This is a genomic window from Rhodopseudomonas palustris, from assembly GCF_013415845.1.
GTDB lineage: Bacteria > Pseudomonadota > Alphaproteobacteria > Rhizobiales > Xanthobacteraceae > Rhodopseudomonas > Rhodopseudomonas palustris_F.
This window is the reverse complement of the sequence record NZ_CP058907.1, coordinates 2,295,021-2,309,180: the sequence shown is the minus strand read 5'-3', so window position 1 is coordinate 2,309,180 and position 14,160 is coordinate 2,295,021. Positions and strand designations below refer to the sequence as shown.

Annotated in this window: 11 protein-coding genes; 6 read left to right on the top strand and 5 right to left on the bottom strand. The window is 63.4% G+C overall.

Features of this window, described 5'->3' with window-relative positions; genetic code table 11:
• The first annotated feature begins 52 nt into the window (after positions 1–52).
• Both fldA and HZF03_RS10565 read left to right on the top strand, forming a co-directional pair.
• The gene (gene fldA, locus HZF03_RS10570) at positions 53–535 is read left to right on the top strand and encodes a flavodoxin FldA (RefSeq protein ID WP_119018816.1); all 483 of its coding nucleotides are present in this window, start codon (positions 53–55) and stop codon (positions 533–535) included.
• Positions 532–930: a DUF2023 family protein gene (locus tag HZF03_RS10565; RefSeq protein ID WP_234906873.1), complete on the top strand. Its 399-nt coding sequence runs from the start codon at positions 532–534 to the stop codon at positions 928–930. The genes fldA and HZF03_RS10565 overlap by 4 nt, the downstream gene beginning before the upstream one ends.
• Before the next feature lie 106 nt (positions 931–1,036).
• Here the strand turns inward: HZF03_RS10565 and cynS are convergent, their stop codons facing one another.
• The 4 genes from cynS to HZF03_RS10545 all read right to left on the bottom strand — a co-directional run bounded on the left by cynS (position 1,037) and on the right by HZF03_RS10545 (position 4,835).
• On the bottom strand, positions 1,037–1,525 hold the full coding sequence (gene cynS, locus HZF03_RS10560) for a cyanase (protein WP_107344081.1): 489 nt from the start codon (positions 1,523–1,525) through the stop codon (positions 1,037–1,039).
• Between the two features lie 42 nt (positions 1,526–1,567).
• Positions 1,568–2,455, bottom strand: a complete 888-nt coding sequence (locus HZF03_RS10555; RefSeq protein ID WP_119018817.1) for an ABC transporter ATP-binding protein — start codon at positions 2,453–2,455, stop codon at positions 1,568–1,570.
• Between the two features lie 5 nt (positions 2,456–2,460).
• Positions 2,461–3,300 (bottom strand): nitrate ABC transporter permease, encoded by an 840-nt coding sequence (gene ntrB, locus HZF03_RS10550; RefSeq protein WP_011157668.1) that lies wholly within the window; start codon positions 3,298–3,300, stop codon positions 2,461–2,463.
• A 146-nt stretch (positions 3,301–3,446) separates the two neighbouring features.
• Positions 3,447–4,835: a CmpA/NrtA family ABC transporter substrate-binding protein gene (locus HZF03_RS10545; protein WP_119018818.1), complete on the bottom strand. Its 1,389-nt coding sequence runs from the start codon at positions 4,833–4,835 to the stop codon at positions 3,447–3,449.
• A gap of 161 nt (positions 4,836–4,996) precedes the next feature.
• Here HZF03_RS10545 and HZF03_RS10540 point away from each other — a divergent pair, with 161 nt between their 5' ends.
• A complete protein-coding gene (locus HZF03_RS10540; protein ID WP_119018819.1) occupies positions 4,997–6,922 on the top strand; it encodes a sigma 54-interacting transcriptional regulator in 1,926 nt (641 codons plus the stop codon).
• 39 nt (positions 6,923–6,961) lie between these two features.
• Here HZF03_RS10540 and HZF03_RS10535 read toward each other — a convergent pair whose 3' ends face one another.
• Positions 6,962–7,570 carry a helix-turn-helix domain-containing protein gene (locus HZF03_RS10535; protein ID WP_119018820.1) on the bottom strand — a complete coding sequence of 203 codons (609 nt, stop codon included), beginning with the start codon at positions 7,568–7,570 and terminating at the stop codon, positions 6,962–6,964.
• A 239-nt stretch (positions 7,571–7,809) separates the two neighbouring features.
• Between HZF03_RS10535 and HZF03_RS10530 the strand changes: the two genes are divergently transcribed.
• The 3 genes from HZF03_RS10530 (at position 7,810) to HZF03_RS10520 (ending at position 14,042) form a co-directional block, all read left to right on the top strand.
• The gene (locus tag HZF03_RS10530) at positions 7,810–8,442 is read left to right on the top strand and encodes a response regulator transcription factor (RefSeq protein ID WP_119018821.1); all 633 of its coding nucleotides are present in this window, start codon (positions 7,810–7,812) and stop codon (positions 8,440–8,442) included.
• Between the two features lie 88 nt (positions 8,443–8,530).
• Complete coding sequence (locus HZF03_RS10525) at positions 8,531–8,917, top strand: response regulator transcription factor (protein ID WP_119018822.1); 387 nt, start codon at positions 8,531–8,533, stop codon at positions 8,915–8,917.
• A gap of 34 nt (positions 8,918–8,951) precedes the next feature.
• The gene (locus HZF03_RS10520) at positions 8,952–14,042 is read left to right on the top strand and encodes a trifunctional serine/threonine-protein kinase/ATP-binding protein/sensor histidine kinase (RefSeq protein WP_234832261.1); all 5,091 of its coding nucleotides are present in this window, start codon (positions 8,952–8,954) and stop codon (positions 14,040–14,042) included.
• Positions 14,043–14,160 lie beyond the last annotated feature (118 nt).

The window sequence follows — 14,160 nt, the reverse complement described above, 5'->3', positions numbered from 1 at the left end:
CGACACCTGACAATTATCAGTTTCATCGTTTGCAGCGAAAGACCCATCGTCAATGAGCGTCAATGTGATTTTCGGCTCCGATGCCGGCGCGACCCGCGCCGTTGCCTCGCGGATCGCCAAGCGGCTGCAGGGCCGCGCCGTCGATATCAAATCAGCCACCACCACCGATTTTGAGGCCTGCAGCCTGTTGATCCTCGGTGCCCCGACTTACGGTTTTGGCGATCTGCAGACCGACTGGGAAGCCAACATCGACAAGCTCACCGGCGCCAATCTGTCCGGAAAGAAGGTGGCGCTGTTCGGCACCGGCGATCAGACCAACTACCCGGATAGTTTCGTCGACGCCATGGGACTGCTGTACGACCACGTGGTCGATCTCGGCGCCGACGTCATCGGCTTCACTGAAACTGCGGGCTACGACTACACCGCCTCCAAAGCGGAACGCGACGGCCGCTTCGTCGGCCTCGCGCTCGACGAGGACGGCCAATCATCCAAGACCGAAAAGAGGATCACCGAATGGATCAGTCGTCTCACATGAGCGCAGCGACCTTGCAGATCTTCCAGCACCACCTCTACGAGCTGTCGAAGGGGCTCCGCCCGCTCGCGATGATGACGCTTCCTTCGGTCGAGGCCACCTCGATCGTGGCGCGGCTGCGCACCGCCGGCATCGCCCACCACGTCCACGAAGCGTGCCAGCATCGCATCAACGTGGTGTTCGGCGTCGCCTCCGCGGTCCGCACGGTGCAAGGCTTCATGACCGGGCCGCTGTGCAATCTGTCAGCCGAGCACGACTTCATGCTCGGCATCCTGCTCGGCTACGACCGCGAAATGCAGTGCCATCGTTTTCTGTCTCGTGCCGGCGGCAATGCGGTCGAGGCGGTCGCCGAACCGACCCATACCGTGGCGCCGAGCGAGCCGGTGCTGATCCACTGATCGCGATAGGCCGTGGCGACATCTCCTCGACGGGAGCGACGCCACGGCCGATCTGATACGTGATGGACCACAAGACCCGCGACTGCGGCGTCGGTCCGCCTGCAGCTTACTCTTCTTTGAAGCCGTATTCGGCGTTGTTGCCGGTGGCGCCGTAATACTTGTACGGCAGGAACTTGCCCGACATCGTGATCTTGACGCGGTCGCCCTTCGGATTCGGCAGCCGTTCCATCACCATGTCGAAGTCGATCGCCGACATGATGCCGTCGCCAAATTCCTCCTCGATCAGCGCCTTCCAGGCCGGACCGTTGATCATCACCAGCTCGTAGAAGCGATAGATCAAGGGATCGCGAGGTGGCATGGTGATGCCCTCGCCGCGCATCGGCACCTCGTTGAGCATCGCGGTCTCGACCGCCGACAGCCCGAACAGCTCGGCCGCCTTCGCCGCCAGCGGCTTGGTCAGCTTCATCTGGCCGAGGATCGCACCGACCACCAGCACCTCGGAATGGCCGCCGATGGTCTCGCAAATGTACTTCCAGGTCCAGCCCTTCTCGCGCTTGATGTCGAGCAGCTTCTCGGTCAGTTCGGCTCGCTTCATGGTCGGTCTCCTTAGTGAGGTGGGGATCGGTGGATGATGGAATCAGCGGGCGTTCGCCTGCATCGGCACGGGCGCAGCGTCCTCGACGCCGGGCCGGACGATCGGCACGTGCAGCGGATCGTGGTTCGGATTGTTGCTGGTGAAGGTCTTGCTGCGCGTCACCAGGAAATCGACGATGTGGTTGCGCAGGCCGTAGTAGTAAGGATGCCGGTGCAGATCGATCCGGGCACGGTCCTTCGGCAGCGGGTTCTCGACGATCTCGGCGATCACCGCGCCGGGGCCGTTGGTCATGAGATAGATCTTGTCGGCGAGATACATCGCCTCGTCGACATCGTGGGTGATCATGAAGGTGGTCTGCCCCGTCTCCAGGCAAATCCGCCGCACCTCGTCCTGCAGCGAGCCGCGAGTCAACGCGTCGAGCGCCGAGAACGGCTCGTCCATCAGCATGATCTTCGGCGTGATCGACAGTGCCCGGGCAATGCCGACGCGCTGTTTCATGCCGCCGGACAGTTCCGACGGACGCTTGTGCTCGGAGCCGGTCAGCCCGACAAGATCGATGAAGCGCTGCGCATGGGCTCGGACCTTGGCCTTGTCCCAGTCGCGCCATTTCGACGACACCGCATAGGCGACGTTGCCCATCACGGTGCGCCACGGCAGCAGCGCGTGGCTCTGGAAGATCACCGCGCGGTCGAGGCTGGTGCCTTCGATCGCATGGCCGTCGACGATCACCGCGCCTTCGGTCGGCCGGTCGAGGCCGGCGAGGATGTTGAGCACAGTCGTCTTGCCGCAACCGGAGTGCCCGATCACGCAGCCGAATTCACCGCGCGGCAGCGACAGCCACAGGTTTTCGAAGATCGTGGTCTGTCCCCCGGCCGCTGCCGGGTAACGCTTCGCGATCGCCTCGATCGAAATGAACTTGTCGTTCGTCATCGCGCTCACTCCGGAAATGTGACCATACGGGTGAACCGCGCCAGCACCTGATCGAGCAGCATACCGACCAAACCGATCATCAGGATCGCGATGATGACGTTGACGATCGACAGGTTATTCCATTCGTTCCAGACGAAGTAACCGATGCCGGTGCCGCCGACGAGCATCTCGGCGGCGACGATCACCAGCCAGGCGATGCCGATCGAAATCCGCATGCCAGTGAGAATGGTCGGCGCCGCGGCCGGCAAGATCACCGTAAAGGCGCGACGCACGGTGCCGACTTCGAGCGTGCGGGCGACGTTGATCCACTCCTTGCGGACCGAAGCGACACCAAACGCTGTGTTCAGCAACATCGGCCACACCGAACAGATGAAGATTACGAAGATCGCCGACAGGCTGGAGTCCTTGATGGTGTAGAGCGCAAGCGGCATCCAGGCGAGCGGCGAGATCGGCTTCAACACCTGAATGAACGGATCGAGCGCCTTGTTCATCAGCGGCGACATGCCGATCAGAAAACCGAGCGGGATGGCCACGAGCACCGCCAGCAGATAGCCGGTCATCACCCGCGCAATCGAATAGCCGAGCTGAATGCCGAGCCCCTTGTCGTTGGGGCCGTTGTCGTAGAACGGTCGCTTGATGTGCTCCCACAACTTGGCGCCGACCTCGAACGGACCGGGCATCGCCGATTTGCCCTGCGTCGCAGTGGCGCCCATCAGCGCCGCATATTCCGGGCTCATCTTGGCGACCTCGCCGCTGCCGCGCGTCGCCAGATGCCAGGCGGCGATGAAGCCACCGAACAGCAGCAGCGAGACCACCGCGGCGCGGAGGCGTAGTGATTTGGTCATGACGTCACCCGTCGTGTCAGTGCAGGACCTGGAGGCCGGTGGCTGCGGCTACGCTAGCCACCGGCGGCGCTGTTGCGACGCTCATCGTTCGGGGACGCGGCCGGCGGCGGAGAGATCCAAACATGCCGCCGCCGGTCCCCTTTCCGTTACGAGGCCTTCTTGATCTTGAAGCTGGCGAGATACTGATCCGGGTTGGAGCCATCGAACGGCTTGCCCATCACCGAGAACGACCGCGACGTGGTGTCGGGGGCCGCGAGGCCTGCTTCCTTCATCAGCTTCGCCGTGTCGGTCGCCAGATAGACCTGCTCGGCGATCGTCTTGTAGTCGACGTCGCCCTTGATCTGCCCCCAGCGCTTCATCTGGGTCATGATCCAGATCGCGAACGACTGCCACGGGAACGGATCGAAATCGATCCGGTTCGGCTGCTTGACGACGTTGCCGAGGCCGTCCGCATAGGTGCCGGTGAGTATCTGTTCGAGTACGATTGCCGGCTGATTCAGGTAGTTCGCCGGCGAGATCGCCTGGGCGATTTCCTTGCGGTTCTCCGGCTTGTGCGCGTAGGCGGTCGCCTCAATGATCGACTTCAGGAGCGCGCCGTAGGTGTTCGGCATCGAGGTGACGAATTCCTTCGACGCGGCGAAGGCGCAGCACGGGTGGCCGTCCCAGATTTCCTTGGTGAGGATGTGGATGAAGCCGACTCCGTCATAGACCGCACGCTGGTTCATCGGATCGGGCGCGAGATAGCCGTCGATATTGTCGGCACGCAGGTTGGCGACCATTTCCGGCGGCGGCACGGCGCGGATCTGGACGTCGACGTCGGGGTCGAGACCATGCTCGGCCAAATAGTAGCGGAGCAGGTAATTGTGCATCGAATAGTCGAACGGAACGGCGAATTTGAAGCCCTTCCAGTCCTTCGGATTGCGGCGATCTTTGTGCTTCATCGCCAGGGTGATCGCCTGACCGTTGATGTTCTCGACCGCCGGCATGGTGTACGGGATCGGATTGGAGCCGACGCCCATCGTGATCGCCAGCGGCATCGGCGACAGCATGTGCGCGGCGTCGTATTCCTTGTTCAGCGTCTTGTCGCGGATCACCGCCCAGCCGGCGGTCTTGATCACTTCGACGTTGAGGCCGTACTTCGCATAGAAGCCCATCGGATGCGCCATGATGATCGGCGTAGCGCAGGTGATCGGAATGAAGCCGACCTTGAGGTCTGTCTTTTCCAGCGGACCGCCCGAGGCGAACACATCGGTTGCGGTCTGCAGGGGGAAGAACTGCGACACCGCGGCGAGTGCCGTGGCAGCGCCGACCGACTTCAGAAAGGCGCGCCGCGAGGCATCCTGCGGAAACATCGCGCGCATCACCGCGGACGCGACGACGCCTTCGAACCGCTTCTCTTCGCCCTGCGTCACGGCGCTCTGCAACGCGGCGGCCTGCTCGGCAGCGTGCTCAACCTCGGTAGCGTGACGGCCACAACTACAACCCGTGGTATGCAGCCGGCGATTGGGATCGAACGGATTGTCGAACGTAGACATGGGACCTCCTGCGTGACGTCGAGGTCCCAACCGCAAGGAGCGTGCCAACCACCGATTGGCCGCCAGATGCGACTGTATGGGCGGTTTTGGCGGATTGCTGAATACGAGATCTCGTAATATACGGAATTTCGTAGTCGAGTTACGAAAACTCGGAGCGTCCGATGGACCTCTCCTCCCCCTCTTCTTTAACCGCCACGATCGATGCGCCGCTACGCGCCGCCGTGTTCGACAGCGCAGTCGAAGCTGTACTGCTGGTCGACCCGACGCTCGACCAGATCGTCGACGCCAACAGCGCCGCCAGCGGCCTGCTCGGCCACGCCCCCGACACTTTGCTGCAGACCAGGTTCAGCGCGTTGCACGGCGCCCAGCTTCCTGCGCTCGTGGTGTTTACCCAAGCGGTGTTCGCCAAGGGTACCTATTGGACGCACGCGCTGACGCCGCTGCATGCTGATGGCACGCAGCTTCGATTGGAATACGCCGGCAAGCTTCTGCCGTATCGCGGCCGCTCGCTATTGCTGTTGACGATGAGCGATCTGGAGCAGCGCCGGCGGCGCTATGTCGACGCCGTCGCCGACGATTACATGCGCGACGGGCTGCCTGCATGGCAGCGCGTCGAGCGGGTATTTCAGGACATCGAACGCGGGAACCAGCTCATTTTGCGGGCGGCCGGCGAAGGCATCTACGGCGTCAACGCCGAAGGAAAGACCACCTTCGTCAATCCGGCCGCGGAGCGAATGCTGGGCTGGTCGGCCGAAGAGCTGGTCGGCAAAGAGATGCATGCCATGGTGCATCACAGCCATCATGACGGCCGGCACTATCCCGGCCAGCAGTGCCCAATCTACGCGGCGTTTCGCGACGGCGCGGTGCACACCGTCGACGGCGAAGTGTTCTGGCACAAGGACGGCACGCCGGTCTGGGTCGAATACACCTCCACACCGATCCACGACCGCAGCGGCGGCGTGGTCGGCGCCGTCGTAGTGTTTCGCGATGTCAGCCAGCGACACGAGGCCGACGAAAAGCTGCACGCTGCGCTGGCCGAAGTCGACCGCCTGCGCGAGCGGCTGCAGCTCGAAAACGACTATCTGCAGGAAGAAATCCGGATCGAGACCAATCCGCGCGGCATCATCGGACAGAGCGAAGCGATCCAGACCACGCTGCGGCAGGTGAAGCTGGTGGCACCGACCGCCGCGACCGTGCTGATCACCGGCGAATCCGGCACCGGCAAGGAACTGATCGCGCGCGCGATCCACGAAGCCAGTACGCGCCGCGACCGACCGCTGATCAGGGTCAACTGCGCCGCGATCCCGAGGGAGTTGTTCGAGAGCGAGTTCTTCGGTCACGCCCGCGGCGCCTTCACCGGTGCGGTGCGCGACCGCATCGGGCGGTTCGAGCTGGCCGACGGCGGCACGCTGTTTCTCGATGAGGTCGGGGAGATCCCGCTGGAGCTGCAGAGCAAACTGCTGCGCGTGCTGCAGGAGGGCAATTTCGAGCGCATCGGTGAGGAGCGCACCCGCGATGTCGATGTCCGCCTGATCGCCGCCACCAACCGCGACCTGAAGCGGGAGGTGCAGCGCGGCCATTTCCGCGAGGACCTGTATTTCCGGCTCAGCGTATTTCCGATCGAGTCGGTGCCGCTACGCGATCGCCGCGAGGACATTCCGCTGCTGGCGCAGCACTTCCTCGCCAATGAAGCACGCGAACTGAAAACCGAGCTGCGGTTGTCGCAGGGCGACGTCCGTCGCCTGATGCGCTACGACTGGCCCGGCAATGTCCGCGAACTGCAGAACGTGATCGAGCGCGCCACCATCCTGGCGCAGAACGGACGGCTGCGGCTCGACCTGCCGGAAACGGCCGGTAGTCATGCCTCGGCCACCAGCGGCCGTCAGAAGCCGGACGCCCGGCCCATGGTGATGACCGTGGCAGATCTCCGCAACCTGGAGCGCGACAACATCATCACGGCGCTACGCGCCTGCAAAGGCAAGGTGTTCGGGGACGACGGCGCGGCGGCGATGCTCGACATGAAACCGACCACACTGGCGTCGCGGATCAAAGCGCTGGGCATCACCTCGCCGCGCGCCCAGGCGTGAGCCCGGCGCTTCGGACAACGCCGCAACGACGACTGGAACTTACAGCGAAGCGACCCGGGGCTCATCGTCGCGCCGCCCGGCGGAGCTCGGCCGGTCGTGCCATTCGCGGCGCCAGGCATTCGGCGTATTCCCGGTGTAGCGGCGGAAGATGCGCGACAGATGCGCCTGATCGCTTAATCCGCAGGCAAGTGCGATTTCGGAAAGCGGCAGCTCCGTCGTCCGCATCAGTTGCTTGGCGCGCGCGACCCGGCGCTCGAGCACGAACCCACGCGGAGCCACCCCGGTACTGCGCCGAAACGCACGGGCAAAATGGCCAGGGCTGAGACCGATCAGTTGCGCCAGATCCCGGATCAGAAGGCTTTCCCCTAGGTGCTGATCGACATGCAGCAGCACACGATTGAGCTGCCAGCGCGCCAGCCCGAGAGCCTGCGACTGATCGGGACGTTCGGCGGACGCCTCCGGCGCATGACGTGCCTGGACCTCACGCAGCAACATCGTGGCCCGGGCCAGGCACGCCCGGGCGGCGAACGGATCGTCCTCGACCGCGTCGGATGCCTCCTGCAGCATCTCCGCCAGACACGCAAAGGCCTCGCTTGGGCTGGCTAACCGGGACATGGCTTCGGCTCTGGGTGCGGTGATCGCTGTCATTGCCGGTGATTGAACGGCAGTTCGGCGACACGCTGAAGTCGGACCAACGTGCGCTGCGGTGCTGCATTGGTTTCGCCGAGAGCAAACCAAGGTTTACATTGCGCTTGCGGGAGGAACCCGAGTAGCCGGCCGCATTCAGCTGCCGTCAGAGCCGTCATTTGGCGCTGAAAACTGGATTGTCCGCCAAAGCTTGTTTAGATTTCGGCGGCGCGGAATCGCAGAGGACGCAGACCCTTTTGATGGCTTCCCTTCCCAGCCCCCTGATCGTGGTCGTCGATGACGACGCCGGCATCAGAGAAGCGCTGGAAGGCCTGTTCAGGTCCGTCGGCCATCGGGTGGCGCTGTTCGGATCGGCGCAAGACTTGCTGACGGCGGGCGTTCCGCCCGATGCCAACTGCCTGATCCTCGATGTCCGCCTGCCCGGCACCAGCGGTCTGGACCTGCAGGACATGCTGTCACGGCTGGAAGTCCGGGTCCCGATCATTTTCATGACCGGCTATGGCGATGTGCCGATGACGGTGCGGGGGATGAAGGCCGGTGCCGTCGACTTCCTAACCAAGCCGTTCCGCGACCAGGAGATGCTGGACGCGGTGTCAGCGGCGGTCGAGCTCGATCGCCGGCGTCGCGAGGCGGAACACAAGCGCAACGAGATCGTGCACCGCTTTGATGCCCTCACCCCGCGCGAAAAGCAGATCTTCGAGATGGTATCGGCCGGATCGATGAACAAGAACGTCGCCGCGGATCTCGGACTGAGCGAGATCACAGTGAAGATTCATCGCGGCCGCGTGATGAAGAAGATGGGCGCACGGTCACTCGCCGATTTGGTGCGAATGGCCGAAGTTCTCGCGCCGCGCGCTGGGGAAGCGACGTAAAACCATCGTATGACTTATATTGCAGAAACTGGTGCCGCACAGTTTCTGAGCGTCGGATCGTACTGCATCACTCTTGAGGATGGCAGAAATGACCATCGGCAAGATCATAACGGTGATAGACGACGACGAAAACGTCCGGATCGCCATCGAAGGATTGATCCGCTCGCTCGGACACACGGCGCGCGGCTTTGCGTCGGCGCCGCAATTCCTCGCCTCCGATACCCGATCTACCACCTGCTGCCTCATCACCGATGTGCAGATGGCAGAGATGAGCGGCCTCGACCTGCACGCCCGTTTAGCCGCCGAAGGCAGCGCACCGCCGGTGATCTACATCACCGCATTCCCAGACGAGCGGATCGAGGCCCGAGCCCGGGCGCTCGGCGCGATCGGATTTCTGAGCAAACCTTTCGACGCGGAAACTCTGGTACACTGTATTCAGCGCGCGCTGGCATCCGGCCCCAATGGCCGGATCTGATTGGCGGGCCGAGCGCCACAACTGGATCGGTGCCGTGAAACAGATCGACGCTCCGATGGAATTGGTGCGGCGCGAAGGCGGTTTGAGCGTCTTTCGGCGCCGAGCCGACGGCATCAATCCACCAAGCCTCGTGGTGCTGGCCGATCTCGATGATCCTCCAGCGGCACAGCAGCTTACCCGTGAATTCGCCCTCACCCGCGATCTCGATGCTGACTACGTCCTCCGCCCGCGCGACCTGGTGACAATCGACGGCCGCACCGGGCTGATCATCGATGACCACGACGCCCAGCCTCTGTCCGGGAAGATCGGGCAGCCGTTGCCGGTGGCGCGGCTGCTACGTTGGGGCATCGGCATCGCGCAGGCGCTCGGACACATCCATGGCAAAGGCCTGATCCACCGCAATCTGAGCCCGGACGCGATTTGGATCGATCCATCCGACCGGGTCTGGTTGACATGCCTCGCCTGCGCCTCGCGGCTTAACCGCGAGCGACCCGATATGTTTGGCACCGAGATCGGATCGCCGACCTATATGTCGCCGGAGCAGACTGGAAGGCTCAATCGCTCGATCGATGCGCGGAGCGATCTCTATGTCTTCGGCATCCTGCTCTACCAGATGCTAGCCTCGGGCAGCCTGCCGTTCTTCGCTTCCAACCCGGGCCAGTGGATCCACTACCACATCGCCCGCAAACCGAACCCGCTGCCGAACGCTTCGGCAGCCACCTCCGCGATCGAACGGATCGCATTGCGGCTGCTGGAAAAATCCGCGGATGACCGGTACCAGACCGCGATCGGCGTCGAGCGCGATCTGCGGGCCTGCCTCACCGCATGGGAGACTTACGGCACAACGGCCGGCGTCCATCTGACCGAGCACGACGCCGCCGGCATCGTCCGGATGCCGGAGAAGCTGTACGGCCGGGAGGGCGAGATCAACGCGATCCTGTCTGCCTACCACCGTGCAGCCTCGACCGGCACCACCGAATGGGTCCTGATCTCCGGCTATTCCGGCGCCGGAAAATCATCGGTGGTCAGCGAGCTGCGCAAGAGTCTTGCCCCGACCAATGGCTGGTTCATCGCCGGCAAGTTCGATCAGTACAAGCGCGATATCCCATTCGCCACGCTCGCCCAAGCATTTCGATCCCTGGTACGACAGATCCTCGGTCTCGACTGCGGTGAGCTGGACCAATGGCGCGCTGCGCTGCAGGAGGCCGTCGGCGAGCACGGCGAGCTGATGGTGAATCTGGTCCCCGATCTCGCCCTGGTGATCGGCGAGCAGCCGCCGCTGCCGGACCTACCGCCGCAGGAGAGCAAGAGCCTATTTGAGGCCGTTCTGGCCCGCTTCCTCGCCGCGATCGCGCGTGCGGAGCATCCGCTGGTGCTGTTTCTCGACGACCTGCAATGGCTCGACAACGCGACCTCCGAATTTCTGGTGCGGCTTGCACAGAACATCGATACCCGTCATCTTCTGCTCGTCGGGGCTTATCGCGACAACGAAGTGGACGACAACCATCCGCTCTCCTGCGCGCTGGCGGAGATCCGGCACAGCGTGTCGCGTATCGAAGAGATCCGCCTTGCTTCGCTCAGTGCAGACGACATCTGTGCGCTGGTCGCCGACGTTCTGCGCGCCGAGCCGGACCACGTCGCCCCGCTGGCGGCGCTGATCCATCGCAAGACAGGTGGCAATCCGTTCTTCGCGATCCAGTTCTTTTCGTCGCTGGTCGACGAGCAGCTCGTCAGCTTCCATCTGCTGCATCACGAGTGGATCTGGAACATCGAGCTGATCGACGAAAAAGGCTTCACCGACAACGTCGTCGATCTGATGAGCCGGAAGCTCCACCGGCTTCCGTCCCGCACCCGAGACGTGCTGCAGACATTCTCCACCCTTGGCATGACTGCGGAAGCGTGCCTGTTGGCGCAGCTCCGCGACATCACTGTGGAGGACGTCCACGAGGCGCTGCAGGACCTCGTCGCCAACGAACTGCTGTTGCGCACCGAGGACGATTACCGGTTCGTGCATGACCGCGTGCGCGAGGCCGCCTACCGGCTGATCGATCCTTCGGATCTGCCGACCGAGCATCTGGCGATCGCCCGGCACCTGGCCAACTCCGTTCCGACCTCGTCCGACGCGCTGTTCAGCATCGCCAATCACTACAATCTCGGCGCACCACTGCTGTCATCGCGCTCGGAGATGGTGCTGGCCGCTGGCTACAATCTGAAGGCTGGCCGCGCGGCCAAGAAGGCGATCGCCTACAGTTCGGCGCGGGTCTATCTCGCGGCGGCGCTTAACCTGCTCGGCGAGCATCGATGGGCCGAGCAGCCCGATCTGGCCTACGACGTCGAATATCAGCTCGCCGAATGCGAATTTCTGACCGGCGCCCTGACCGAAGCGGAAGAGCGGCTGCGCCAGCTCGTATCCAAGGCGCGTGGAGACGTCGCGATTGCTGCCGTGGTTGCGCTGCAGATCACGCTCTACACCGCGATGGATCACAGCGACCTCGCGATCGAGGGGTGCCTCGCCTATTTGCGGAATGTCGGCATCGTCTGGTCGCGGCATCCGGATCGCCAGGAGGCAAGCGCCGAATATCAACTGCTGACCCAGCGCATCGGCAGCCGCAGCATTGAGTCTTTGCTTGATCTACCAACCTCGACGGACCGCTCGCGATCGGCGGCGCTCTCGGTCATGACGGCAGCGCTGGCGCCAGCGTTCTTCACCGATCTTAACCTGGTGTGCTTGCTGCTGTCCCGGATGGCCAATCTGAGCATTCAGCACGGCAACACCGACGCCTCTGCCCTCGCCTACGCGTATCTCGGCATGGTTGTCGGCCCCTGCTTCGGCGACTACGCCACCGCGCTCAAATTTGGCGACCTCGGGCTACGGCTGGTCGAAACCCGCGGCCTCAACCAATACAAGGCGCGCGTTCACCTGACCTATGGCGCTCACGTGCTGCCCTGGGCTCGCGCGCTCAACGAAGCGCAGCCTTATCTGCGCCGGGCGTTCGAGGAAGCCAACGAGACCGGCGATCTGACATATGCGGGGTTCTCGTCCTGCACGTTGATCACCAATCGGCTTTCCGCTGGCGACCCGCTCGACGAAGTCGAGCTCGAGGCAGGCGCCCGCCTTGCGCTGATGAAGCGAGCGAAATTCGGCTTGATCGTCTACATCATCACCACGCAGCTCCAATTCCTGCGGTCGCTGCGCGGCGACACCGTGGCATTGGGCTCGCTCAGCAGTGAGGGCTTTGACGAAGAGCAATTCGCCAGCGAGCTGGCGGCGAACCGCAGCCTGGACATTGCGCTGTGCTGGTTCTGGATCCGCAAGATGCAGGCGCTGTACTTCGCCGGTGATTACGTCGCGGCATTCGCAGCGCTGCGCAAGGCACAGCCATTGCTGTGGAGCACCGTCGGCCATCACGAATATTCGATCTACTATTTCTATGTCGGCGTGATCAGCGCCGCGAATATGGACTTGGCCACGCCGCCGGCGCCGCATGCCGAGCTGGCCGAACTCCTTGCCGACGCGCATCGACAGATGGCCACCTGGGAAGTCCATAATCCCGAAAACTACAGAGGAGCGCGGGCACTGCTGGAAGCCGAGATCGCGCGGCTGCAGCACCGCCCGTTCGAGGCGCTGCGGCTCTATCAGCAGGCGATCTCGTCGTCGCACCGCGGCCGGGTCTCGCAGGTCGAAGCCATCGCCCATGAACTCGCCGCCTGCTTTTGCCGCCAGCAGGGACTCGACACCGCCTACCACGCCCATCTCGCCAAGGCGCGCGACGGCTATCAGCAATGGGGCGCTTTCGCCAAGGCCGCCCAAATCGATCGCCTTTATCCGGAACTCGCGGCCGCGCTTTCGGCATCGGCTCAGGTTCCTTCCAGCATTGCCGAGAGTTTCGATCTCGCCGCCGTGCTGCGCACCTCTGAGGCCGTCTCCAACGAATCCGGCGTACCGCGGCTGATGGAAACGCTGATGACGTTGGTGCTCGAACACGCCGGCGCGCAGCGTGGGCTCCTGATCCTGCCGCAGGACGACGATCTATCGATCCGCGCAGAAGCCAGGACCGCTGAAGCCGGGACCGTGGTCGTGCTGCGCGAGGACATCGCATCGACCGATGAGGTGCCCCGGTCGATCGTCAACCTCGTCGCCCGCACCGGCGAGGCAATCACGATCGACGACGCTCTTGGCAGCCGATTTGCAGCTGACCCCTATGTGGCCCGACTGAAAGCGCGGTCAATCCTGTGCCTTCCGCTGATGAAGCGCAGCAAGCTGATCGGCATCATCTTTCTGGAGAATAACCTGACCGCCGGTGTGTTCACGCCCGGCAAGCTGTCGGTGCTCAAGCTGCTGTCGTCGCAGGCGGCGATGTCCCTTAAGAACGCCTTCCTCGAAGAGAAGGACGCGCTGGTCGACGCCCTGCAGAAATCGCAGTCCGAACTGATGCGGATGTCGCGCCTGACCGCGATCGGCGAATTGGTGATCTCGATCGCCCATGAGATCAATCAGCCGCTCACCGCCATCATCACCAATGCCGACGTCTGTCTGCGCTGGCTCAACAACGAACAGCCGTCGATCGCCGAGGCCAAGAACGCCGCAAACCGAGTGATCGAAAACGGCCGCCGTGCCGCAAACGTGGTTCAGACCATCCGCGGGTTGGCCGTGAAATCGACGCCCCAAATGGCGCCGGTCGATATCAACGAGGTGGCGCGGGAAATCCTGTCGATCATCCAGAGCGAGCTGCGCCACCACAGCATCCATCTCGAAACCCGGCTGGATAGCGGCGATGCTGTTGTTCTCGGCAACAAGGTTCAGCTCCAGCAGGTGCTGCTCAATCTGACGATGAACGCGGTCGAGTCGATGGCGACGATCGAAGGCCGCCGAGTGCTGACGGTCGCCAGTGATACCAACGACCCGGGCAGCGTCACTGTCAGCGTCACGGATAATGGCTTCGGCTTCGACGAGGATCGAATCGATCAGCTGTTCGAGGCGCTGGTGACGACGAAGCCGCAAGGCATGGGCATGGGCTTATCGATCAGCAAATCGATCATCGACGCCCATGGTGGCCGGCTGCTTGCCACCTCGCTGAAGCCGCACGGCGCGCGCTTTCAGTTCACGCTCCCGCGATCGGCTTAAGTCCGATTACCGCGCGTTCCAGCCAGAGCAAGTATCCGAGCCCGCCGGACGACGGCGCACGTCTATCATCCGAACATCCAAGTTCTCGTGCGAACCGACAAGAGCCGGAGGCACATAG

Excerpts from the sequence above, each read along its gene's own strand:
- fldA (WP_119018816.1), top strand. The coding sequence starts at position 53 with ATGAGCGTCAATGTGATTTTCGGCTCCGATGCCGGCGCGACCCGCGCC.
- HZF03_RS10565 (WP_234906873.1), top strand. The coding sequence starts at position 532 with ATGAGCGCAGCGACCTTGCAGATCTTCCAGCACCACCTCTACGAGCTG.
- cynS (WP_107344081.1), bottom strand. The coding sequence starts at position 1,525 with ATGAAGCGAGCCGAACTGACCGAGAAGCTGCTCGACATCAAGCGCGAG.
- HZF03_RS10555 (WP_119018817.1), bottom strand. The coding sequence starts at position 2,455 with ATGACGAACGACAAGTTCATTTCGATCGAGGCGATCGCGAAGCGTTAC.
- ntrB (WP_011157668.1), bottom strand. The coding sequence starts at position 3,300 with ATGACCAAATCACTACGCCTCCGCGCCGCGGTGGTCTCGCTGCTGCTG.
- HZF03_RS10545 (WP_119018818.1), bottom strand. The coding sequence starts at position 4,835 with ATGTCTACGTTCGACAATCCGTTCGATCCCAATCGCCGGCTGCATACC.
- HZF03_RS10540 (WP_119018819.1), top strand. The coding sequence starts at position 4,997 with ATGGACCTCTCCTCCCCCTCTTCTTTAACCGCCACGATCGATGCGCCG.
- HZF03_RS10535 (WP_119018820.1), bottom strand. The coding sequence starts at position 7,570 with ATGACAGCGATCACCGCACCCAGAGCCGAAGCCATGTCCCGGTTAGCC.
- HZF03_RS10530 (WP_119018821.1), top strand. The coding sequence starts at position 7,810 with ATGGCTTCCCTTCCCAGCCCCCTGATCGTGGTCGTCGATGACGACGCC.
- HZF03_RS10525 (WP_119018822.1), top strand. The coding sequence starts at position 8,531 with ATGACCATCGGCAAGATCATAACGGTGATAGACGACGACGAAAACGTC.